Origin of the sequence: Rouxiella sp. T17 (assembly GCF_036663475.1) — a bacterium.
Classification (GTDB): Bacteria; Pseudomonadota; Gammaproteobacteria; order Enterobacterales; family Enterobacteriaceae; genus Rouxiella.
Genome location: NZ_JAWUEA010000028.1, coordinates 114,165 through 134,751, shown reverse-complemented (window position 1 = coordinate 134,751; position 20,587 = coordinate 114,165). Strand labels below are relative to the sequence as shown.

At 52.6% G+C, this 20,587-nt stretch carries 17 protein-coding genes; 10 read left to right on the top strand and 7 right to left on the bottom strand.

Going from position 1 to position 20,587, the window contains the following annotated elements; translation table 11 throughout:
• Positions 1-72: 72 nt before the first annotated feature.
• From SC206_RS09700 to SC206_RS09680, 5 genes are all read left to right on the top strand, one after another.
• On the top strand, positions 73-624 hold the full coding sequence (locus SC206_RS09700; protein WP_332736596.1) for a YciE/YciF ferroxidase family protein: 552 nt from the start codon (positions 73-75) through the stop codon (positions 622-624).
• Positions 625-707: 83 nt separating this feature from the next.
• Positions 708-1,223, top strand: coding sequence for a ferritin-like domain-containing protein (locus SC206_RS09695; protein ID WP_332736594.1), 516 nt, complete (start codon positions 708-710; stop codon positions 1,221-1,223).
• A gap of 101 nt (positions 1,224-1,324) precedes the next feature.
• Positions 1,325-2,542, top strand: a complete 1,218-nt coding sequence (locus tag SC206_RS09690) for a zinc-dependent alcohol dehydrogenase (RefSeq protein ID WP_332736592.1) — start codon at positions 1,325-1,327, stop codon at positions 2,540-2,542.
• A 56-nt stretch (positions 2,543-2,598) separates the two neighbouring features.
• Positions 2,599-3,090, top strand: coding sequence for a 2-oxo-tetronate isomerase (locus SC206_RS09685; protein ID WP_332736590.1), 492 nt, complete (start codon positions 2,599-2,601; stop codon positions 3,088-3,090).
• 72 nt (positions 3,091-3,162) lie between these two features.
• Positions 3,163-3,291, top strand: coding sequence for a hypothetical protein (locus SC206_RS09680; RefSeq protein ID WP_332736588.1), 129 nt, complete (start codon positions 3,163-3,165; stop codon positions 3,289-3,291).
• Positions 3,292-3,317: 26 nt separating this feature from the next.
• Here the strand turns inward: SC206_RS09680 and SC206_RS09675 are convergent, their stop codons facing one another.
• The 7 genes from SC206_RS09675 to SC206_RS09645 all read right to left on the bottom strand — a co-directional run bounded on the left by SC206_RS09675 (position 3,318) and on the right by SC206_RS09645 (position 13,946).
• Positions 3,318-4,511, bottom strand: a complete 1,194-nt coding sequence (locus tag SC206_RS09675; protein WP_332736586.1) for a zinc-dependent alcohol dehydrogenase — start codon at positions 4,509-4,511, stop codon at positions 3,318-3,320.
• Positions 4,512-4,833: 322 nt separating this feature from the next.
• Positions 4,834-7,260 carry a membrane-bound PQQ-dependent dehydrogenase, glucose/quinate/shikimate family gene (locus SC206_RS09670; RefSeq protein ID WP_332736584.1) on the bottom strand — a complete coding sequence of 809 codons (2,427 nt, stop codon included), beginning with the start codon at positions 7,258-7,260 and terminating at the stop codon, positions 4,834-4,836.
• A gap of 185 nt (positions 7,261-7,445) precedes the next feature.
• The gene (locus SC206_RS09665) at positions 7,446-8,645 is read right to left on the bottom strand and encodes a CynX/NimT family MFS transporter (protein ID WP_332736583.1); all 1,200 of its coding nucleotides are present in this window, start codon (positions 8,643-8,645) and stop codon (positions 7,446-7,448) included.
• Positions 8,646-8,837: 192 nt separating this feature from the next.
• The gene (locus tag SC206_RS09660; RefSeq protein ID WP_332736581.1) at positions 8,838-10,427 is read right to left on the bottom strand and encodes an ABC transporter ATP-binding protein; all 1,590 of its coding nucleotides are present in this window, start codon (positions 10,425-10,427) and stop codon (positions 8,838-8,840) included.
• Positions 10,424-11,263 carry an ABC transporter permease gene (locus SC206_RS09655; RefSeq protein WP_332736579.1) on the bottom strand — a complete coding sequence of 280 codons (840 nt, stop codon included), beginning with the start codon at positions 11,261-11,263 and terminating at the stop codon, positions 10,424-10,426. The genes SC206_RS09660 and SC206_RS09655 overlap by 4 nt, the downstream gene beginning before the upstream one ends.
• Positions 11,263-12,267, bottom strand: coding sequence for an ABC transporter permease (locus SC206_RS09650; RefSeq protein ID WP_332736577.1), 1,005 nt, complete (start codon positions 12,265-12,267; stop codon positions 11,263-11,265). The genes SC206_RS09655 and SC206_RS09650 overlap by 1 nt, the downstream gene beginning before the upstream one ends.
• 56 nt (positions 12,268-12,323) lie before the next feature.
• The gene (locus SC206_RS09645; RefSeq protein ID WP_332736575.1) at positions 12,324-13,946 is read right to left on the bottom strand and encodes an ABC transporter substrate-binding protein; all 1,623 of its coding nucleotides are present in this window, start codon (positions 13,944-13,946) and stop codon (positions 12,324-12,326) included.
• A 572-nt stretch (positions 13,947-14,518) separates the two neighbouring features.
• Between SC206_RS09645 and SC206_RS09640 the strand changes: the two genes are divergently transcribed.
• The 5 genes from SC206_RS09640 (at position 14,519) to SC206_RS09620 (ending at position 20,584) form a co-directional block, all read left to right on the top strand.
• Positions 14,519-15,685, top strand: a complete 1,167-nt coding sequence (locus SC206_RS09640; protein WP_332736573.1) for an FAD-dependent oxidoreductase — start codon at positions 14,519-14,521, stop codon at positions 15,683-15,685.
• A gap of 69 nt (positions 15,686-15,754) precedes the next feature.
• On the top strand, positions 15,755-16,585 hold the full coding sequence (locus SC206_RS09635; protein WP_332736571.1) for a transporter substrate-binding domain-containing protein: 831 nt from the start codon (positions 15,755-15,757) through the stop codon (positions 16,583-16,585).
• 32 nt (positions 16,586-16,617) lie between these two features.
• Positions 16,618-17,658, top strand: a complete 1,041-nt coding sequence (locus tag SC206_RS09630; protein ID WP_332736569.1) for an amino acid ABC transporter permease — start codon at positions 16,618-16,620, stop codon at positions 17,656-17,658.
• Positions 17,655-18,545, top strand: a complete 891-nt coding sequence (locus tag SC206_RS09625) for an amino acid ABC transporter ATP-binding protein (protein WP_442976057.1) — start codon at positions 17,655-17,657, stop codon at positions 18,543-18,545. The genes SC206_RS09630 and SC206_RS09625 overlap by 4 nt, the downstream gene beginning before the upstream one ends.
• Positions 18,542-20,584, top strand: a complete 2,043-nt coding sequence (locus SC206_RS09620) for an oxidoreductase (protein WP_332736565.1) — start codon at positions 18,542-18,544, stop codon at positions 20,582-20,584. Before SC206_RS09625 ends, SC206_RS09620 begins: the two co-directional genes overlap by 4 nt.
• The last annotated feature ends 3 nt before the right edge of the window (positions 20,585-20,587 follow it).

Genomic DNA, 20,587 nt, shown 5'->3' with positions numbered 1-20,587 from the left:
ATTCAGAAGTTAACGTTCATACATTAACAGTGTAATTGAAAACTTATTTACCTTTTTCCTTTGGAGTGAGACATGGCTATTACAACGTTGAAAGAATTGTTTATTCACGATCTGTCCGATGTATACAGTGCCGAACGTCAAATAACCAAAGCATTGCCGAAAATGGCGCGTGCAGCGACCGATCCAAAATTGGTTGAAGCCTTTAAATTGCATCTCGAAGAAACGCAGGGGCAAATAGAAAGACTCGATAAAGTGGTCGAGTCCTCCGATGAACTGCGCATCAAACGTATGAAATGCCATGCAATGGAAGGGCTGGTGGAAGAGGCGCAAGAGCTGATTGAATCCGTAGAAAAGGGCGAAGTGCTGGACGCCGGTCTAATAGGCGCAGCGCAGAAAGTCGAACATTATGAGATTGCCACCTACGGCACGCTGGCCGCGCTTGCCAAGAAATTAGGTTATACCGAAGCCGCGAAGCTGTTGCTTGAAACCCTGCAGGAAGAGAAAAGTACCGACGAAAAACTGACCTCCATTGCTGAATCGCAAACGGCAGGATCACAACAAGCAGGCTTACAACAAGCAGGTTCGGAAAAAGCAGGATCACAAAAAGCGAAAGCGCAAAAGTAAAATTTGCCTAGACGTTTATTTATCGACATTCATGTTCGACCACAAAAAGTTCGACAACTAATAGACTGACAAGAGGGCCTATTATGAGTAATCAAAAAGCTTACGAAGATTATATCGACTGGGTACGCGACGCGCATGCCATGGAAGAACAGGCTGAAGCGATGCTGAAAAAAATGGCCGACCGCCTTGAACATTACCCGGTATTGCAAGAAGGCATAACCCGACATATTACCGAGACGCAGGATCAGCAACGTCTGGTCAAATCCGTACTCGACCGCCTTGATACCTCAAGCTCCACCTTCAAAGACGTGGCGGGTAAAGTTGCAGCCGCAGGTCAAGCATTTGGCGGCATGTTTGCCAGCGATGAGGTCGTCAAAGGGAGTATCAGCGGCTATGTGTTTGAGCATCTCGAAATCGCCTCTTACTCAAATCTGATTGCTGCCGCAGAATTCGTGGGCGATATGGATGGTGCACAGGTCTTCCAGCAGATTAAAAAGCAGGAAGAAGCCTTTGCGCAATGGCTTTCCGAGCACAGCCCGGCCGTGACCAAAGAATATCTGGCTCGTCTGGAAAATCCGGATCAGGAAAGTAAGCGTTAATCATTTTACTAACCCGCTTAACGGCGGGTTTTTCTCTCTTTACACCGTCGATTAGCTTTAAATAAACAAAACACTAAATCATCAAAACAGAAGGAGAGCCCATGAAAGCACTCGTCTGGCATGCCGTCGGCGATATTCGTCGTGAAGAAGTTGCCGATCCGGCAATTCAAGCCCCCACCGATGCCATAATCCGTCTGACAGCGTCGGCCATTTGTGGGACCGATTTACACTTTGTTCGCGGCACCTTTAGTGAAATGAAACCCGGCACTATTTTAGGTCATGAGGGAGTAGGCATCATCGAGGCACTTGGCGATGACGTGCGTAACTTCAATATTGGCGATCGGATGGTAGTTTGCTCAACTGTTTCCTGTGGATATTGTCCGCCATGTCGCGAGGGCAATACGGCGCAGTGTGATAATGCCAATCCAAACGGCGCCGATGCAGGGACCTGTTTCTTTGGCGGTCCGGCGGCGACGGGTCCTGTTAATGGCCTTCAGGCCGAAAAAGCGCGCATTCCTTTTGCCTCCAACACTCTGGTTAAAATCCCGGATGAAGTGACAGACGATCAGGCATTAATGATCAGCGATATTTTTCCGACGGCGTGGTTTGGTGCCGAGCTGGCGAACATTGGTAAAGGTGACGTTGTCACGGTGTTTGGTTGTGGCCCGGTTGGTCAATTCACCGTCGCCAGCGCTTTGCTACAGGGCGCGTCCAAAGTTATTGCCATCGATTGTCATGAAGATCGCCTCGCAATGGCGCGTAAACAGGGTGCATTTACCGTTAATTTTGAGAAAGAAGATCCGGTCGAGACGATTAAACATCTCACTGGCGGTATTGGAGCTGATGCGGCAATAGATGCCGTAGGTATTGATAGCCAACATGCGCATCACGGACCAGCCAAGCAGGAAGCCGATGAAAAAGCAGATAAATTCCAGCAGGAAGTGGATGAGATAACGACTGACGGCACAAACGTGCAGCACGGAAACTGGGTTCCGGGTGATGGTCCTACTCAATCGTTGGAATGGGCAATCGAAACGCTTAAGAAAGCGGGACGACTCTCCATCATTGGCGTTTATCCACCGACCGCAGAAACCTTCCCGATTGGTAAGGCGATGAACAAAAATCTGACCATTAAAATGGGCAACTGCAATCATCACACGGTTATTCCAGGTTTGATGGAGCTGGTGCGAATGGGCGCGATTGATCCCGAATTTGTATTGACCAAAGTCGAACCGTTAAGCGATGTGGTTGAAGCTTACGAGGCATTCGACAAGCGCCAACCCGGCTGGATCAAAACTGAACTGGAGCCGCAGGCCTGATAAACGGTTGACCCTCTATCGACGTTGAGAAAGTCAGTATTTAAAGGAGCAACCAAATGGATAAGGAGCTCGTTGCAGCGGCCGAGAAATTGGGCCAAGTCCTGCTACAAAACGATCTCAAATTGACGTTGGCCGAATCCTGTACGGGCGGGCTGTTAGCTACTGCGCTGTGCGCCACTGAAGACAGCGGCACGTTTTTTAGCAGCAGTTTTGTTACTTATACTGACAACGCCAAACAGCGCATTCTCGGCGTAAGCGAAGAAACGCTGCGCATTTACACTGCTGTAAGTGAAGCGACGGTCAGAGAGATGGCTTTGGGCGCTGCGAGAGTGGCAGGCGAACCTGTCAGTATTGCGGTGAGTGGTTACGCCGGACCCGCTGATGGCGACGACGGCACGCCTGCCGGAACCGTCTGGTTTGCCTGGCATTTGCCGGGCGCAAAAATTCACAGCACCGTGCGACGTTTTGAAGGTGACTGCGAGCAGGTTATTCATCAGGCCGCCTTATTCGTTTTGCAGCATCTCTGTGAGTTATTGTCTGAGGAATAAGAAGAGGAAGAGGAAGAGGAATAAAGTTTTTTTATTAGTTTACACAATCCATTAATTAATTACGGAGCAATCATGAGTAAACATAAAGAGTTTGATAATACTGATGAGGATCTGAAGAGAGTTAAAGATAATCCTCAGCCGGATTTACCTAAAGACGATCCGCATAGCGCGCCAGAGTCAGGCGATAAAGAGCCGCAATAGCGCGGCTCCTTATTCTGCACCATGTATTAAATGGCTCCCGCCGCTGGAGCCATTCCAGGCACCAGGATTATTTTCCGGCAATCTTCCTTACGCTTCTCGAATATTTCATAACCCCGCGCGGCATCTTCTAGCGGCATGTTATGCGTGACTATTTCCTCAGGCTTCAAATGGCCCTGTTCAATTAATTCCAGCAATTCTGGCAAGAATTTGTGTACGTGGGTTTGACCCATTTTAAAGGTCAGCCCTTTATCAAAGGCATCACCAAACAGGAAGCCGTGAATAAAGCCGGCATAAACGCCCGGAACGCTGACAATACCCCCTCGACGAACGGCCGCAATACACTGGCGTAACGCTTTGCCGCTGCTGCCTTCTAATTTTAAATTGGTCAAAATCGTTTCAGTCATGCTGCCTTTGGCTTCAAAACCAATGGCGTCAATAACCGCGTCAACGCCACGGTGATTAGTGGTGTGCTCGATAATATAAGCGGCCGGATCATCGTTTTCATCAAAGTTAATAGGGATTACGCCATATCGTTGCTGAGCAAAGGCCAGCCGATACGGATGATGGTCAATCATGAATATCTTCTCTGCACCCAGGTAACGCGCGCAGGCGGCAGTGAGCAGGCCGACAGGACCCGCACCGAAGATGGCGACGCTAGAGCCTTGTTTAACTTCGGCATTTTTAACGGCTTGCCACGCGGTGGGAAGAATGTCGGAAAGAAAGAGCACCTTCTCGTCAGGTAAAATATCCGGCACTTTAAATGGACCCGTATTGGCTTTCGGCACGCGAACATATTCCGCCTGTCCTCCAGGCACGCCGCCATATAAATGGCTGTAACCAAATAGCGCGGCGGGAGGCGTGATACTTTTGCGATTTAACGCCGCGCCTTTACCCGTATTTGTAGTCTCACAGGCTGCAAACTGATTTAAATGGCAGAAGAAACATTCGCCACAGGCGATAACGAAAGGAATTACCACGCGATCGCCTTTTTGCACGGCCGTTACGCCCGCGCCCGTTTCAACGACTTCACCCATGAATTCGTGACCGAAAATATCACCGTGTTCGGTGCCGGGTATTTTTCCACGATATAGATGTAAATCCGATCCGCAAATCGCGGTAGCGGTAACTCTGAGGATAATATCATCGGCGGCTTCAATAGAGGGGTCAGGCATATTATCGACGCTGACTTTATGCGGGCCATGATAGGTAAGTGCTCTCATATTAAGGTTCCTTAAGGCTGAAGGAGTAAACAATAGCTTTGCAGCAAAGGCAAAGTGCTGATTCAACATCATGCTCAAAGAGTGAGTACGTTAGATTATAGAACACATAAAACTGTTCTATTGAAAACTAGGCGTTTTTAAATAGATTAAGAGAGTCAGGACTACGACTTTAACACGCTATTATTCATTAATGAGAGCTGTAACCAATATTGCCCTTTGAATTGAAAGCTATTCAGTGCCGCTGTTAATTGGATATCAAGTAATCCGAAATCATGACGCAGGAAAAATAATCCCTCCAAAGGGAGGGATTAAGGTGAGTAAACTAACTCTTGTTGGCGGGTAAAGCATAAGCCATTAATGAATCACCCGTTGGCGTGCCCAAACCACCGTGACCACCTGCGGCAATAACAACATACTGTCGGCCATCGTCGCCGGTATAGGTCATTGGCGTCGCCTGTCCGCCCGCAGGCAGTCTGGCGCGCCACAGCTCACGGCCCGTGGTTTCATCAAAGGCGCGGATATAGTCGTCCGCCGTAGCGCCCATGAAAATCACGCCGCTTTGGGTAATCACATTGCCGCCCATGGTAAAGATGCCGGTTGGCAGCGGGGCGTTAGTGTGGGTGCCAAAAATATTCATATCACGCGTAGTTCCCGCCGGGCGCTCCCAGGCAATTTTGCGCGTATTCAAGTCGATAGCCACCAGCTTACCCCAAGGCGGCGCGCTGCAAGGCGCACCCAGCGCGGAAAGCCACGGCTTGACCACGGCGGCCCACGGCGTGCCGTATTCAGGTCCGACGGCGAACTCCTTTGGTTTCGGATAAGGCTGATTACTCGCCCATCCCGCCCATTTTTGCATCAGCCCCTGTTTAATCGCCTCATCGCCTTTCATCATTTCCATGGTAAACGGCACATAGCTGGTATTGGCAATCATCACGTGACGACGCGGATCTACCGACGCGCCATACCAGTCCATCACGCCATCAAAGGCCGGATAGGCGATTGACGTGCCTTCGGCTGGCGGCGTGTACTGGCCCTGATAGCGATAACGGTGGAACTGAATGCGACAATAAAGCTGGTCCAGCCCGGTCGCGCCCCACATATCCGTCTCTTTGAGGTTTGGCGGAGAGAGATTTGGCATGCCAACCGAGTCGGGCTGAGTAGGCGAAAGACGCTCACCCGGCAGCGAAGGCGAGGTTGCCACCGGTTTTTCATTAACCTGCGCCAGCGGCTTGCCGGTGCGTCTGTCGAGCAGGAAAAGCTGGCCCATTTTGGTGGTCTGCACCAGTGCGGGCACGGTTTCACCTTGAGCAGACGGCAGGTCAACCAGCGTCGGACCAATCGGCAGGTCAAAGTCCCACACGTCGTGATGTACAGTCTGGAAATGCCAGCGCTCTTCGCCGGTGTGGATATCCAGCGCCACTATCGATGAAGAGTATTTATCGTCAAAGGGCCTACGCTGGGCGCCATAATAGTCCGGGGTGGCATTGCCCAGCGGAATATATATCAAGCCAAGTTTAGGGTCGGCAGTATAGGTTCCCCAGCCATTTGGCGTGCCCCGCGTATACTCTTCGCCCGGTTTCAACGGCGCGTTTTGCGGATTGCGACCCATGTCCCACGCCCATGAAAGCTGGCCGCTGTTGACATCATAGGCGCGCACCACGCCCGAAGGTTCGCCGGTAGTTTGGTTATCATAAATCCAGCCGCCTAGCACAACACGCCCGTCCATCACCAAAGGCTGAGAGGTGATGTAGTGAAAACCCGGTGGAACCTTGCCCATGTGATCGGTCAGGCTAACGAAACCGTTTTGACCAAATGAGGCGCACGGTTTACCCGTGTCGGCGTTAAGTGCCACCATGCGCGCATCGGCGGTGGTGGTGATAATCTTGGCCGGACAGGTTTTGTCGGCGGAAGATTCACTGTAGGCCACGCCGCGACAGGCCAGATATTCGTTGGCCGAGGTGTCGGATTTCGGGTCAAATTTCCACTGTTGCTTACCCGTGGTGGCATCCAGCGCGATAACCTGACGGTGCGGCGTACAGATAAACAGCCGATTGCCAACCTTGATAGGCGTAACTTCAAAGTTAAACTCGCGTCCGGCCTTGTCTTCGCCTTTACGCAGCACGTCGCCGGTATTGTAGCGCCAGGCGGGCTGTAAATTACTGACGTTTGCAGGCGTAATTTGTGTTAACGGCGAGAAGCGCTGGCCCGCAGGCGTACGGCCATAATAACGCCAATCATTTTCCGGCACGGCATCGGGCGCGGGCGTTGTTGGCGTCGCGTCAGCGGCAGGTTCCGCAGGGAAATCCTGTTGGTGAACAAAACGCGAATCGGTGACTTGCCAGCCGGAATAGAAAATCCCACCCAGTGTTAAAAGATAAAACAGACCGGCAAAGGTTCCTGCGCGATGCTGATTACCCATCACCGGACGCGTGACCCACGGCAGGCTGCACCAGACGCCTAAAATCGCCATCATTAATAATCGCGGCATTAACTGCCAGCCGTCAAGACCGACTTCTTTAAGTGCCCAAATTACGCAGATAATAAAGGCGATAAGATAAAGCCAAATACCGGCGGCGCGACGTTTGGCTATCAAGATGCCGCTAATAAAGAATCCGGCACCGAATAAAAGATACCAAGGCGTGCCGCCCAGCGAAGCCAGCCACCCTCCAAGCCCTAGATAAGCCAGCCCAATAAGCGAGACAATAAGTCCCGTAATAAAAGGCCATAATAAAAGTGAGTTTTTACGCATAGTTATCGTCTTTATTAGATAAGGTTAACTAAGCATATAAGGCAGTATTATCTGTGATTGAGGCGGTAACGAATTTGAGTGAGCCGAGAGATAAAGATAATTAAAATCAAGAGGAAAGGACGTTGAATTAATTGTCTCAAAACTTTACAGGCCGTTTACAAAGACGCACTCGAGCTGATTAAGCGCTAACCAATTTGCCTTGCTCTGCCTGCCAGCGGGGCGAGGATCAGCTGGAATAAATGGCAGGCCAATAATAGGGCGAGAGGAAAAGTCCAGTTGCCGCTGTACTGATGAATAATGCCGAAAATCAATGGGCCGAGCGCTGCGATGCCGTAACCAACACACTGCGCCATGCCCGAAAGCTGCGCCGCCTGACGATGATCGACCGCGCGAAGGTTAAATAATGACAGGCAAATCACCATCGATGCACCCGCGCCAAGTCCGGCAATGATAAGCCAGAGTAGCGCGATTGCCGGAGCAAACAATAAACCCGCTAAACCGATGCTGATCGCTAGCGAGGCGATAAAGCCGATCAGCCGCTGATCTTTCATTCTCTTCAACGCCGACATGCAGCCCAGATTGGCAATAATTGCCACCGCCTGATAAACAAACAGCAGCCAGCCTGCGCTCGCCTGACTAAAACCGTGGCTCTGCGCAAACGGCGTGAACCAGTCGATCAGGGTATAAAACACCATGGATTGCAGTGCCATAAACAGCGATACCTGCCAACCCAGCGCAGAACGCCACGGCGATTTCAAGCGCGCGCCGTCAGTCATTGCGTTTAACGGCCTTGGCGTGCGCGCTTTCTTCACTAAGGGCAGCCAAACCACGGCGGCGATTAGCGCGGGAATGGCCCAAACGCCAACTGAAAGCTGCCAGCCAATATTTCCCAAGCTCGCCAGCGGCACGGCAATTCCGGAGGCAATACTGGCAGTGATCGCCATTGTCGAGGCGTAAAGCCCGATATATTTGGCCGTGTGCTGGGTAAAGTCGCGCTTAATCAGCGGCGGCAGCAGCACGTTTGAAGCCGCAATGCCGGTGCTCAAGATAATCGTCCCCAACCACAGGCCACTTTCGGCGGGCAAAATACGCAGCACGGAACCCAGCGCTATTAAACACACCGCACTCCATAAACTTTTTTCAAGCCCGATGCGATTCCCTAGCCACGAGGCAATGGGCGCGATTGCCGCAAACAGCATCAGCGGAATAAAATTGAGCACGCCGGCTGCGGCGGCACTCAGGCCAAAGGTAGCGCGGATATTATCGAGAATGGGTCCGGTGGCGGTGATTGGCGTGCGCAGATTAGCTGCTGTCAGCAGCACTAAAAACAGGAAAAAGCCGGAGCTTTGAACAACGGAAGAACGCGTGGGAGAGGGCTGAGTCATGGGATCACCGCACTATGGGCAACGTGTACTTAACATAAAGTACTGCCGATGGTGCGTTGGTTGACGTTAACGCTTACGCAAAAGGGCGATGACCCTAATGTCTGGGCGAGGATGTTACCGAGTGACAGGTTTTTTGTAAAGCCTCCACGTATAAGGAGGCTTGGGCAAGGTGTTGGGTGAAGAGTTAACGCGTTAGAAGGTCGGCAGCGAGGCGATAAGCTGGCGGGTCCAGGGATGCACAGGGCGATGAAATACGTTATCGACCGGCCCGTGCTCGACCACCGCGCCGTCTTTCATCACTACCACGCGATCGGCGAGATGATGCACTACGCCAAGGTCGTGCGAAATAAACAGCAGCGCTGTTCGGTGCTCGGCCTGCATTTCGGCCAGTAAATCGAGCACCTGCGCCTGCACCGAAACGTCGAGCGCGCTGACCGGCTCGTCGGCAATCAGCAGCGCGGGATTAGGCGCAAAAGCGCGGGCAATAGCGATTCTTTGGCGCTGTCCACCTGAAAGCTCGCGCGGATAACGCCGCAGAAAGCTGTCGCCGAGCTGCACTTCATCAAGCAGTTGGCGAATGCGACGCAGACGTTCATCACCAAAAATCCCGACGCTGTCGAGACTCTCGCCAATGATTTTCTCGACGTTATAACGCGGGTCAAACGAGCTGAGCTGGTCTTGCGCAATCAGCTGAATGCCGCGTCGGCGCAGGCGGCGATCGGCTTCGCTCACCTGACTCCAACGCTCGCCTTGCAGGGTAATTGTGCCGCTGGTGGGTTCGGTCAGGCCCATCACCATGCGCGCGACGGTGGTTTTACCCGATCCCGATTCGCCCACAATTCCCAGCGTCTCGCCCACGGAAAGTGAAAAACTGACCTGATTGACCACAGTTTTCTTCGCATACTGTTTGTTAAGCGCACGGACTTCCAGCAGCGGCTGCCCGCTGGCGATCTGTTTGATGGGCAAAGGCACGCCGCGCTCGCCGGAAAGTTTTAGTCCGCGCGTGGCGGGGCTTGGCACCGCCGCCAGCAGCTGTTGGGTGTAAGGATGTTGCGGCATTTTTAACAGCTGATGAGCGCTGCCTTGCTCTACCACTTCCCCATTTTTCATCACTAAAATCCGGTCGGCAAGTTGGCCAACCACTGATAAATCATGGCTGATCAGCAGCAAACTCTGGCCGTTATCGCGGCGTTTTTGCAGCAGATCCAGAATCTGCTTTTGCACCGTCATATCCAGCGCGGTCGTCGGTTCATCGGCAATGAGCAGGCTGGGTTTACCCGCCAGCGCCGTGGCAATCAGCGCCCGCTGGCGTAATCCGCCCGAAAGCTGGTGCGGATAGGCCGTCAGCCGCGTTTCTGCCTCCGGAAAGCCGACCGATTTGAGCAGGGCGACAGCGTGCTCGCGCGCCGAACCCTTAGCCTGACTTTGACTAGCGGCGAGAGCATCTTTGACCTGCTGGCCGATTTGTCTGAGTGGATCGAGCGAGACCAGCGCGTCTTGCAGCACGTAGCCAATCTGCCGACCCCGTATCTTGCGCCAGCGTCGTTGGCTGGCGTTTAACATATCCTCGCCGTCGATGAAAAACCGGTCCGCAGTGATCCGCGCTTTACTGTCTTGCAGGCCAATCAAACTGCGCGCCGTGACCGTTTTTCCCGAACCGGACTCACCCACGAAAGCCAAGGATTCGCCGTGTTTGAGCTGTAAATCCACCCCTTTGACCACCGTTTTATCGCCAAAGCGCACGGAGAGATTTTTAATGTCGATAAAAAGTGCGTCGCTCATGGCTGTTTTCCTTCAAAAGCGGCCTGCCAGTAGCGGCCGATTGTGTTTACAGAAATAACGGTCAGCGTAATGGCCACGCCCGGCCAGACGGCAATCCACCAGGCATTACGCAGATAGTTGCGGCCTTCCGCCAGCATCAGCCCCCATTCAGCGGTCGGGGGCTGAGGTCCCATCCCCAAAAAGCTCAGGCCAGCGGTGCCGATAATCGCGGTGCCTAAACCCAACGTTGCCAGCGCGGGCACGTGCGCCACGGCGTGAGGTAACACGTGTCGCCAAATCAACACGCGGCGTTTCAGTCCAAAGGTTTTAGCTTGTTCAACGTAGCCGGATGACATCACCACAAAGGTCTGGGCGCGAACCACGCGGGTGAAGCGCGGAATAGATGCCACGCCCAGCGCGAAAATCAGGTTGGTGGTGCCGGGGCCGGTGAAGGCAATCAGCATGAGCGCCAGCAGCAAGTCCGGAAAGGCTGAAATAACATCCACGGCGCGGCTGATAAATTCGTCCAGCGGGCCTTTTGCCAGTCCGGCGAGCAGGCCAAGCAGGCTGCCAACGCTGACGGCGATAGCCATTGATGCAAGACTGATCAGCAACGAATAACGGCTGCCGTAAATAATGCGTGTCAGCACGTCGCGGCCAAGCTGGTCGGTGCCGAGCCAGTGTTGCCACGAGGAAGGCAGCATCGAATTTAACGGATCGGCGTTCAGCGGGTCGTAGTGACTTATAAAGGAGGGCAGCAAAACCGCCAGCAGTACTAAAAACAGGTAGAGCACTGCCAGCCCGTAACCGACTGAATAATGGCGCTTTGGGGCGATACTCGCTAAAATCTGGCTCATCAGTTCTCCTCCGTGGCGGCATCGCCATCGCGCAGGCGCGGGTCGATCAGTAGATAGAGAATATCCACCAGCGTACTCATCACCACATAAACGAAGGCGGAGAATATCGCCACCGCCAGCACTACCGGCAAATCTTTACCCAGCACGGCATCGACGGTAATTTTGCCCAATCCCGGACGGCCAAACACCTGCTCGGTAATCACCGCGCCACTGAGCAGCCCGCCAATCAGCCAGCCCGTCAACGTGACGGCGGGAAGCGCGGCGTGGCGTAGCGCGTGACGTAAACGGATGGTGATATTTCCGACGCCCCACGCCCGCAGCGTCAAGGCAAACGGTTCATCAAGCGCGTCTTCCAGCCCGCGGCGCAGCACCTGTGCGACCACGGCGCCCTGGGCTAATCCCAACGAAAGCGCAGGCAATACCAGCGCCGAAAAGCTGCGATCCCCCGCGACCGGGAACCAGCGCAGGGTAAAGCTAAATACGAACAGCAGCACAATGCCGAGCCAAAACGACGGCGTCGAGGCCAGCAGCAGCTCGAGCGAACCCGCAATACGGCGGCCCCATCGACGATGGGCGGTTGCCACGGCCATGATGACCGCAAATACCAGACTTACCACCAGCGCCAGCGCGGTCAATTTCAAGGTAGGCCACAATTGGTTCAACACCAGCGCGGTCACATCCGTATTGAGCAGATATGAACGACCAAAATCGCCGTGCAAAATGCGCCATAAATAGTGCAGATATTGCTGATAAAGGGGCTGATCCAAGCCCCATTCCGCGCGGATCGCAGCTTCTACTTCAGGCGTTCGCACCTGCTCGCCAATCAGCAGGCTGACAATGTCGCCGGGCGCCAGATAAACGCTGATAAAAGAGAGCGTCACGGCCGCCCACAGCACCAGCGCGCCGCTTAAAATCCGTCTCGTGATGCGGTTTGCCAGCATGGGCAGGCGGGAATTAGCGGCCTTGGGCTGCTTTTCCGCCGAGTAGGTGCTATCGACTGACATAGTATGCTTCCTCAAACATGACTTCGTTCCTTGCGCGTAATCAGTGAACTATTCGATTAGTGCTTGCTGAGCCAGACGTCGTAGGTGTTCTCCGGCATCTGTTTGAAAGGCCGGAAACTGATGCCGTGAACATAGCTGGCCGCGGCAATCTGGTCTTCAGGCTCGTAAAGAGGGATCGCCAGCGCCTGCTGCACGATGGCGATATTTTGGAGCTGCGCATAAAGTGCCTTGCGCTTGGCGTTGTCCTGCGTCTGCCACGCGCCTTGCAATAACGGCAGCAGCTGCGGGTCATCGGTGCGACTGTAGTTAATCGACCCGCCCGCATTGATTGGCAGGTAGTGATTTTCGATATCAATGCCGTCGGTCGGCGTATTGGAGTTGGCGATCGAGCCGAATTTGCCGTTATTGCGCACCTCGGTATAGGTGCCAGAGTCGACATAGCGAATCTTTAAATCGACGCCCAATTTTTGCCGCGCCTGCGCTTGCAAGGCCTGTAACAGCACGTCGCGCTGGTCGCGGACGGTGGCCTGCGCCTGCACGATTTCGATGGTCAGCGGCTGGCCAGCTTTGGTGCGAATGCCGTCGCTGCCTTTGGTATTCCAGCCCGCTTCGTCGAGCAATTTGTTGGCCAGCGTCGGGTTATTGCCGTATTTGCCTTCCAGGCTGTTGTCATAGAGAGGGTCCAACGGCGAGGTAATCCCCCAAACGCGGGTGCGCTGGCCGCGATAAATCGATTGCAGCAGCGGGCCAATATCCAGACCTTGTAACAGCGCCTGACGAACGTTAACTTCCTGCGTTGGACCATATTTCACATTCAGGAACAGCGAATACGGCGTGCCGGTATTCAACGCATGCTGATAGGTAAAGTCCGGCGTATCTTTAAATTGGCTAGCGTCGTTGCCTGAAATCCCTTCAATAACATCCACCTGACCAGAAAGCAGCGCGCCCGTGCGCACGGAAGATTCCGGCAGGAAACGGAAGGTGACGCTATTAAGATAAGCCGGGCCCTGATGTTTGGCGTTGGCCGACGCCCAGTGATAGTCCGGATTGCGCACGAACTCGATCTGCTGGCCTTTTTCATAGCGTTTAAGAATAAACGGGCCGGTGCCGATAAGTTCGGGGCCGCCGGCTTTTAATTTTGGTGACTGCCAGGACTGGGGTGAAATTAGTTTCAAGCTGCCGGCAAACGACAGAAACGGGCTGTAAACCTCGTTTAGGGTAATGACTACTGTGTTTTCATCAGGGGTGGCGATAGCGGCGATGCGTTTGCCAAAGATGCTCAAGCTGGAACCGGCGGTATAGGCAGGGTCTTGCAGATGACGGAAGTTATCGGCGACGGCGGCGGCATTAAATTTTTCTCCGTTGGAGAATTTCACATCGTCGCGCAGGGTAAAGGTATACGTTTTGCCGTCATCCGAGACTTTAAACGCTTTCGCCAGCCACGGAATATAGCTGCCATCGGGTTTGCGGGCGAATAAAGACTCATAAGAGGCGCGCAATAATAGTTCGGTTTTGTCCTGCCCATTTAATTGAGGATTTAGCGTGCTAGGCTCGGTTTCAACGCCCCACGTCAGGTCACCTCCTTCAACTGGCTTATCTGCGGCATGAAGAGGCTGAGTCGCTGAAATGATTAATAAGGCTAATGCCGAAAGAGAAGGTATTACTATCGCAGTCTTCATAAATTTCCCGTGTAGGTATTACTATTCAAGATAAGAGAGCTGAAGGCTTTAAGCGTTTATATTCAGCGCCTTCAGAAGGTCAGGCGAGTTGATTATTAATGGAGGGCGAGGGCGATGTAAAATCACATTGATTGCTTAAGAATGAAAGGAATTGGCTTAGTGGCCTGAGGCTTGCTGCATATGGGTTAGGCTTGGTACACGAATCGCTCACTACTCAAATCGTTAACCACTTAAGTCGCTAAACAAAGTTAAAATAAGTATTTTGACTCTTTCAGTGACTGCGGTTTACTCAATGGGCAGCAGTAGTAGGCACGCACAAATTTTAGATAATGATATAGCAACGTTAGCTTAGCAATAAATCAATAAATCAATAAAGTATTAAGCATTGAATGAAAGTTCATCAAGCATGACTGAAATATAAAGTCTGAGCTAATAAAGAGGGTTCAAAATAAAGGGTGATGGTCCTTTTTTTGAATCCTTTTTATTGCCTGCGTGTTCGCAGGATATTAAGGCGTTATTAAAAGTCAAAATTTAATTTGCTGTTTCAGCATTTATTCTTCAGCGGAAGTTCTATGTCACAGCTAAAAATTGCCGTTATTGGGCTTGGCGCAATCGGGAGTGCAACTTTATTAGCCCTCGCGCGTCTCGGCATAAAAGCCGAGGGATTTGAGCAGTATCGCGTCGGCCATGAGTTTGGCGCTTCCGGCGGCAAAACGCGTCAGTTTCGGTTTATCTATGGTGAAGGCGACGTTTATACGCCCTTGCTAAAGCGTTCTCGTGCTTTATGGCAACAGCTTGAACAAGAAGCAGAACAGCCGCTGTTTTATCCGTGCGGATTTTTGACTATCGGCACGCCTGACAGCCCGTGGTTTCAGGCTTGCTTACAGTCGGCGCAGCAGCAGGGTTTACCGCACTCGGTTTTAAGCCGCGAAGATATCGCTCAGTGGTATCCACGTTTAAATCTCGATGCTGACGAAATTGCCCTTCACGATCCCGCCGGTGCCATTTTATTGACTCATCAAACGATTATGTCGTCCGTGAGACGTGCCGAAGCCCTAGGCGCACGCGTTAATGAAAAGGCCAAAATCACGGGAATTACCCAAGTAGAACAGGGCATTCATCTTGAGGTAAATGGCGACGTTCTTCACTTTGATCGGGTGCTTGTGACCACAGGCGCGTGGGTGCGCGATATTCTGCCTGCTACCGCCGTCGCTTCTCGACGCCTTGGCATGACTTTTCATCTGGCGGAAAAGAGCGGTTTTGACATAGCGCAATTTCCAGCCGTTATGCGCGTAACACCGGGGCGGGCGATGTGGAATACCCAACCCATGCCGGATGGCCAATCGTTCAAATTCTTTGTTGGCGATGCCGAAATCGACGAGCAAAAAGATCCGTCTGTTCGCGCCGTATCAGGTTCAGCTGCCCTGAGTGAAACTATTATCGAGCGCATTGACCGCATCTTACCTGAAGCCGTGAACGGCGCAGAGCGTGCCATCGTTGGCGGCGCAACTTATCCCGAAGCTTACACCTTTGATCAAGCCCCCATTTTAGGCAATAGCGCCGACAAACCGGACCTCTTTTTGGGTGTCGGACTGTCGGGTCACGGCTTCAAACTCTCTCCCGCACTTGGCGAACTATTAGCACAGGCGGTGACCGGAAGAATCGATTTGGCGAGTGAATGGCCGCTTTTCGATCCAGAAAGAAGCTTCGCTGAGCCGACCGCAGCCTATTCGCGATAAATGCGCGTTAAAGCATCGCATTAAAAAAACAATTAACACTCTTTTGTGGAACTGTTTCCCGGGAAATGTATGAACATCAACAATAAGTTAATAAATTCAACCTTAGCCGCCGCGCTGGTTTCATTTTCATTCGGCAGCGTCAACGCGGCACAAACGCTCGATACACCGCTCAAGGGTAAAGCTCTCAACGGCATTATGCAGAATGACTATGAGCCCGTGGTGTTCCTTGATGAAAATGGCCATAACAGCGGCTATTTCTATGACATTGTCGCGGCGGCGGCGCAGCGTCTCGATGCAAAAATCGACGTGAAAAACGGCACCTTTGACAGCTTTATTCCGGGCCTGCAAAGCAGGCGTTATGACTTTGCGCTTGGCACCGACGCCACGGTCGAGCGGCAAAAAGTGGTCGATATTATCCCGCTGATTGATGCCGCGTACTCTTTTATTACTGCCGCTCAGGGCAAGGTCAACATTGGTCAGCAACTGTCGGCGCTCTGCGGACATAGCATTGCCGCACTGGCTGGGCAATCGACGCTGGTGGAGTTAAGTAAGCAGGCTGAACAATGCGTGGCCGAGAAAAAAGCGCCGCTAAAGATTGCGATTTTCCCGTCGCGTTCCGCTGCGTGGCTGGCTGTGAAAAGCGGTCAGGCCGAACTGACGCCAGTTTATACCGGCGAAGCGGGCTGGATTATCAAAAAGGATCCCACTTGGCGCGTGACGGGGCCGAAGTTTGATGAAGGGCAGTCTGGCTTTGCGGTGAACAAGCAAACGGGTCACGCTCAGGCTTGGGCCGACGCGGTGAATGCACTGATTGACGACGGCTCATATCTGAAAATTCTGCAAAAGTATGGCGTCGAATCGGTGGCGCTGAAAAAGGTGCAGATTAATCCAGCCCGCTAACCTTGCACCTATTGACTCTACTGGAGGACGCGATGTCAGACGTCGGTACAGAAAAAAATATCCGCCTGATTGAAGGCGCACGCGCATCACAGCCAAACAAATTTTCGCCGGGATTTACTCGCGATGATTTAATTATCGACACTTTAGTTGGCAAAACACGAGGTGACAAAGCACGCCAAGAGAAGGATTTTTTGGCACTGGTGGAGCTAGAGAAACAGCAGGGCCTTGCACAACGCTTTCCCGTTGGACGCTGGATCCTCGCTGCTGTCGTGCTGCTATTGGTCATTGGTTTTGTCATTTTGTCTGCGCAGAATCAGGCTTTTGATTGGCCGCTGGTTGGCCGATATCTGTTTGATAAACAAATATTAAATGGGCTTTACACGACGTTGTGGCTTACAGCGCTGGTGACCTTTTTAAGCCTGATTTTTGGCGTGGTGATTGCCACCATGAGACTGTCGAAAAACCCGATAATCTCGACCTTAGCCTGGTGTTATATCTGGCTATTTCGCGCCACGCCGCTGCTGGTTCAGCTGCTGTTCTGGTTTAATATCGGCTATCTGGTGCCTACGCTAAACATCGGGCTGCCGGGGTTGGAACCTTGGCTGAGCATTCCGACTAACAGTCTAATCAGCGCGCTCGGCGCCTCAATTCTGGGTCTGACTATGCACGGCGTCGCTTATTCGGCGGAGTTTGTGCGCGGCGGTTTACTGTCAGTGCCGCAAGGCCAGCAGGAGGCGGCACGCATGCTGGGCCTTTCTCAGTTGCAAATCTTTCGCAAAATCGTGTTTCCACAATCGCTGCGCACCATTATTCCCGCACTCGGCAACCTCCTGATAGATAACCTGAAAGGCACGTCGATTATCTCCGTCGTGGCGGTAACCGAGCTGCTTTATTCCGCGCAGCTTATCTACAACCGCAACTATAAAATCATTCCGCTGCTGCTGGTTGCCACGCTGTGGTACGTATTCATCACGTCACTGCTGTCACTGCTACAACACGCAATCGAAAAACATTTTAATCGCGGTTATCAGCGTAAAGCCTCAACTCGCACGGAAAAGGGAGGTGAAAAATGAGAGCGACTCCTCAATCACGGTTATCCACAACGACCCCATCATCTAGGGCGGCATCCAAGGCAGCGACAGTTAATGCGCAAGAGTCCGCTTTTTTACGGCTGCGCAACGTGCAGAAAAGTTTTGGAGAAAATCAGGTGCTTAAAGGCATCGATTTGGATATCGAAAAAGGTCAGGTGGTATGTCTTATCGGCCCTTCCGGATCGGGTAAAAGCACGCTGCTGCGCACCATAGCCACGTTGGACACTCTCGATCACGGCGTAATTCTGTTTGACGGTGCGCCGCTGGGTATTGAGGTGAAGAACGGTAAGTTGTATACCGCCAGAGAAGCCGTTGCCCGCCGCGAGCGCGATAAAATCGGCTTTGTTTTTCAACAGTTTAATCTGTTTCCGCATCTTACCGTGCTGCAAAACATAACTCTCGCACCTTCACTGCTCAGTAAACAACAAGATCATCTGGCGCAGGCAAGGGCGTTGCTGCAACAAGTTGGATTAGCGCATAAGGCCGACGCCTATCCGGGTGAGCTTTCAGGCGGGCAGCAGCAACGGGTAGCCATTGCCCGTGCGTTGGCTCGTAAACCACAGCTGATTTTGTTCGATGAGCCAACCAGCGCGCTTGACCCCGAGCTAGTGGGGGAAGTGCTGGCGGTAATTGCTTCACTGGCATCGTCGGGTATCACGATGATGATCGCTACTCATGAAATGGGCTTCGCACGACGCATTGCCGATCGCGTTGCCTTTCTGGATAAAGGCACAATTATTGAATACGGCCCGCCAGAGCAGGTACTCGAACATTCAGTACATCCGCGTACACGTGAATTTCTTCAGCAGATAGTGACTGATTCGTTATCCATGCCTACGAGCACCACGCAAACAAGCGAGCCGCTATGACTGACTCTTCGCAATTACATACATCAGGATCGTCGAGCTTTACGGCACTCTTTACCCCGCTAAAAGTTGGCGGTCTGACCTTGCGTAATCGCATTGTCAATTCGGGTCACGGCACCAGTTTAGGTCCCGGCACGCATAATGAAGACCTACTTTCATATGAGGAAAGGCGCGCGCAGGGCGGCGCTGCAGTCGTGATTACACAGGCCAACGCCGTGAATGCCAAAGTCGGCGATTTTTATGTCGGCCACGAGGCGAAGACGGGCAAGTATGATGAGTTAGCGCGCCGGATACACGCCCACGGTGCACTCTCTTTTGTGCAAATTAATCATCCTGGCCGACAGGCACATATCGGGCCAAATAGTTTTAATGAACTCATTTATTCCTCTTCGGCGGTGCCGCAGCGGGAATATGGCGCGAAGGTAAGAGTACCTCGCGCATTGACTCATCATGAGATTTTGCAGGTGATCGATGATTTTGGTGCGGCCGCCGAGCAGATTGCCGAGACCGCCGTCGACGGCATTGAGATTCATTTTGCACACGGCAATTTGGTGCAGCAGTTTCTTTCGCCGGAGCTTAATCATCGACAAGACCAATGGGGTGGCGATGCAGAAGGTCGTAACCGGCTGGCACTAGAGATTTTACGCGAGGTGCGTCGACGGATAGGCCAGCGGCTGGTGGTGGGTGCGCGCGTTAATCTTGAGCTGTCACCGCAGGAGGATCAGCAAAGCGAGCTCACCGATCAGATTCTAGCGTTAATAGAGAGTGGTTTACTGGATTATGTCTCGGTTAGCGGCGGCAATTTTTCCAGCCTTTGGGGCGTAGCGACTAATCTTCCCGATGCCAGTTTTCCGCCTGCGTTGTGGCGTGAAGCTGCGAGAAAGCTGAAGCAGGGTCAGAAAAATCAAGGCAAGCAAAATGTGCCTATCTTTTTGGCAGGTCGTGTATTGACGCCTGCATTGGCTAATCAATTAATTAATGAAGGTTATTGTGACGTTGTCACTATGGCTCGAGAGTTGGTCGCGGATCCTGACCTTCCTCGCAAAGCCCACCGTGGAAAAGTCGAAGATATCCGACCGTGCGTCGGCATTCAGTCTGGCTGCTGGCAGCGCGTCGCCGATGGTAACCCAATTCATTGCGCATTTAATCCCGTTGCCGGCCGTGAAGCCGATGAACGTGATAACAAAGCCGGGATAACCAAAAATCCTTTGTCGATAGCGGTGGTAGGCGCGGGTCCCGCCGGACTTGAAGCTGCGCGATCGGCAGCCTTGCTAGGGCACAAGGTCACACTATTCGATAGGCGGCCGACTTTGGGTGGACAGCTTACGCTGATTGAAAAAGTGCCGCACCGGCAAGATTTAAGCAAAATTATCGATTGGTTCGCACGAGAACTTCACACTTCGGGTGTGAACCTGCGTCTGGGCGAAGAGGTCAATCTTGATAAGCTGCTGGTGCTTAAACCCGACGCAGTCGTGATTGCGACCGGCGGATTGGAAACCATTCGACCAGAGTGGCAAGGCATTTTTGAAGGCCCTATTTATACCATTAATGAGACGTTGGCTCAGGAAGTGGGCGGCCAGCAGCAGGTGTTGGTTTATGACGAATGGGGTGGACGTGCAGCGCTAAGCGCCGCCGAATTTTTGCTGGCACAAGGTCATAATGTCACGTTTGTAACCTCGTTAACTTACGCTGGAGAGGGCCTTAATAACACGGTGCGCGTTCCTGCATTGTCACGGCTAGCGCGCGGAGGTGTTGAATTTATTGCCGATCACCAATTAATGGTCGAGAGCGGCCAGCTACGACTCTTTAACTCATATTCAAAAAAGTTCACCGATTTTCCACTAAGCACTCTGTTGGTGACTTCTCTTATCCCGAGCGGCAATAACGCTCTGTACGACGCGTTGCTTGAAGCCGGAATTCACACCCAAATTATTGGCGATGCACGTACGCCGCGCGGCATTACCGAAGCCACGCGCGAAGGCTACTTAGCTGCTCGCACCTTTGGTCAAGCCGCTTTTACTCACCCGTGGTCCTTAACATGAGAT

What these genes read in the sequence shown, in the direction of transcription:
- SC206_RS09700 (WP_332736596.1), top strand. Translation starts at nt 73, where the DNA reads ATGGCTATTACAACGTTGAAAGAATTGTTTATTCACGATCTGTCCGAT.
- SC206_RS09695 (WP_332736594.1), top strand. Translation starts at nt 708, where the DNA reads ATGAGTAATCAAAAAGCTTACGAAGATTATATCGACTGGGTACGCGAC.
- SC206_RS09690 (WP_332736592.1), top strand. Translation starts at nt 1,325, where the DNA reads ATGAAAGCACTCGTCTGGCATGCCGTCGGCGATATTCGTCGTGAAGAA.
- SC206_RS09685 (WP_332736590.1), top strand. Translation starts at nt 2,599, where the DNA reads ATGGATAAGGAGCTCGTTGCAGCGGCCGAGAAATTGGGCCAAGTCCTG.
- SC206_RS09680 (WP_332736588.1), top strand. Translation starts at nt 3,163, where the DNA reads ATGAGTAAACATAAAGAGTTTGATAATACTGATGAGGATCTGAAGAGA.
- SC206_RS09675 (WP_332736586.1), bottom strand. Translation starts at nt 4,511, where the DNA reads ATGAGAGCACTTACCTATCATGGCCCGCATAAAGTCAGCGTCGATAAT.
- SC206_RS09670 (WP_332736584.1), bottom strand. Translation starts at nt 7,260, where the DNA reads ATGCGTAAAAACTCACTTTTATTATGGCCTTTTATTACGGGACTTATT.
- SC206_RS09665 (WP_332736583.1), bottom strand. Translation starts at nt 8,645, where the DNA reads ATGACTCAGCCCTCTCCCACGCGTTCTTCCGTTGTTCAAAGCTCCGGC.
- SC206_RS09660 (WP_332736581.1), bottom strand. Translation starts at nt 10,427, where the DNA reads ATGAGCGACGCACTTTTTATCGACATTAAAAATCTCTCCGTGCGCTTT.
- SC206_RS09655 (WP_332736579.1), bottom strand. Translation starts at nt 11,263, where the DNA reads ATGAGCCAGATTTTAGCGAGTATCGCCCCAAAGCGCCATTATTCAGTC.
- SC206_RS09650 (WP_332736577.1), bottom strand. Translation starts at nt 12,267, where the DNA reads ATGTCAGTCGATAGCACCTACTCGGCGGAAAAGCAGCCCAAGGCCGCT.
- SC206_RS09645 (WP_332736575.1), bottom strand. Translation starts at nt 13,946, where the DNA reads ATGAAGACTGCGATAGTAATACCTTCTCTTTCGGCATTAGCCTTATTA.
- SC206_RS09640 (WP_332736573.1), top strand. Translation starts at nt 14,519, where the DNA reads ATGTCACAGCTAAAAATTGCCGTTATTGGGCTTGGCGCAATCGGGAGT.
- SC206_RS09635 (WP_332736571.1), top strand. Translation starts at nt 15,755, where the DNA reads ATGAACATCAACAATAAGTTAATAAATTCAACCTTAGCCGCCGCGCTG.
- SC206_RS09630 (WP_332736569.1), top strand. Translation starts at nt 16,618, where the DNA reads ATGTCAGACGTCGGTACAGAAAAAAATATCCGCCTGATTGAAGGCGCA.
- SC206_RS09625 (WP_442976057.1), top strand. Translation starts at nt 17,655, where the DNA reads ATGAGAGCGACTCCTCAATCACGGTTATCCACAACGACCCCATCATCT.
- SC206_RS09620 (WP_332736565.1), top strand. Translation starts at nt 18,542, where the DNA reads ATGACTGACTCTTCGCAATTACATACATCAGGATCGTCGAGCTTTACG.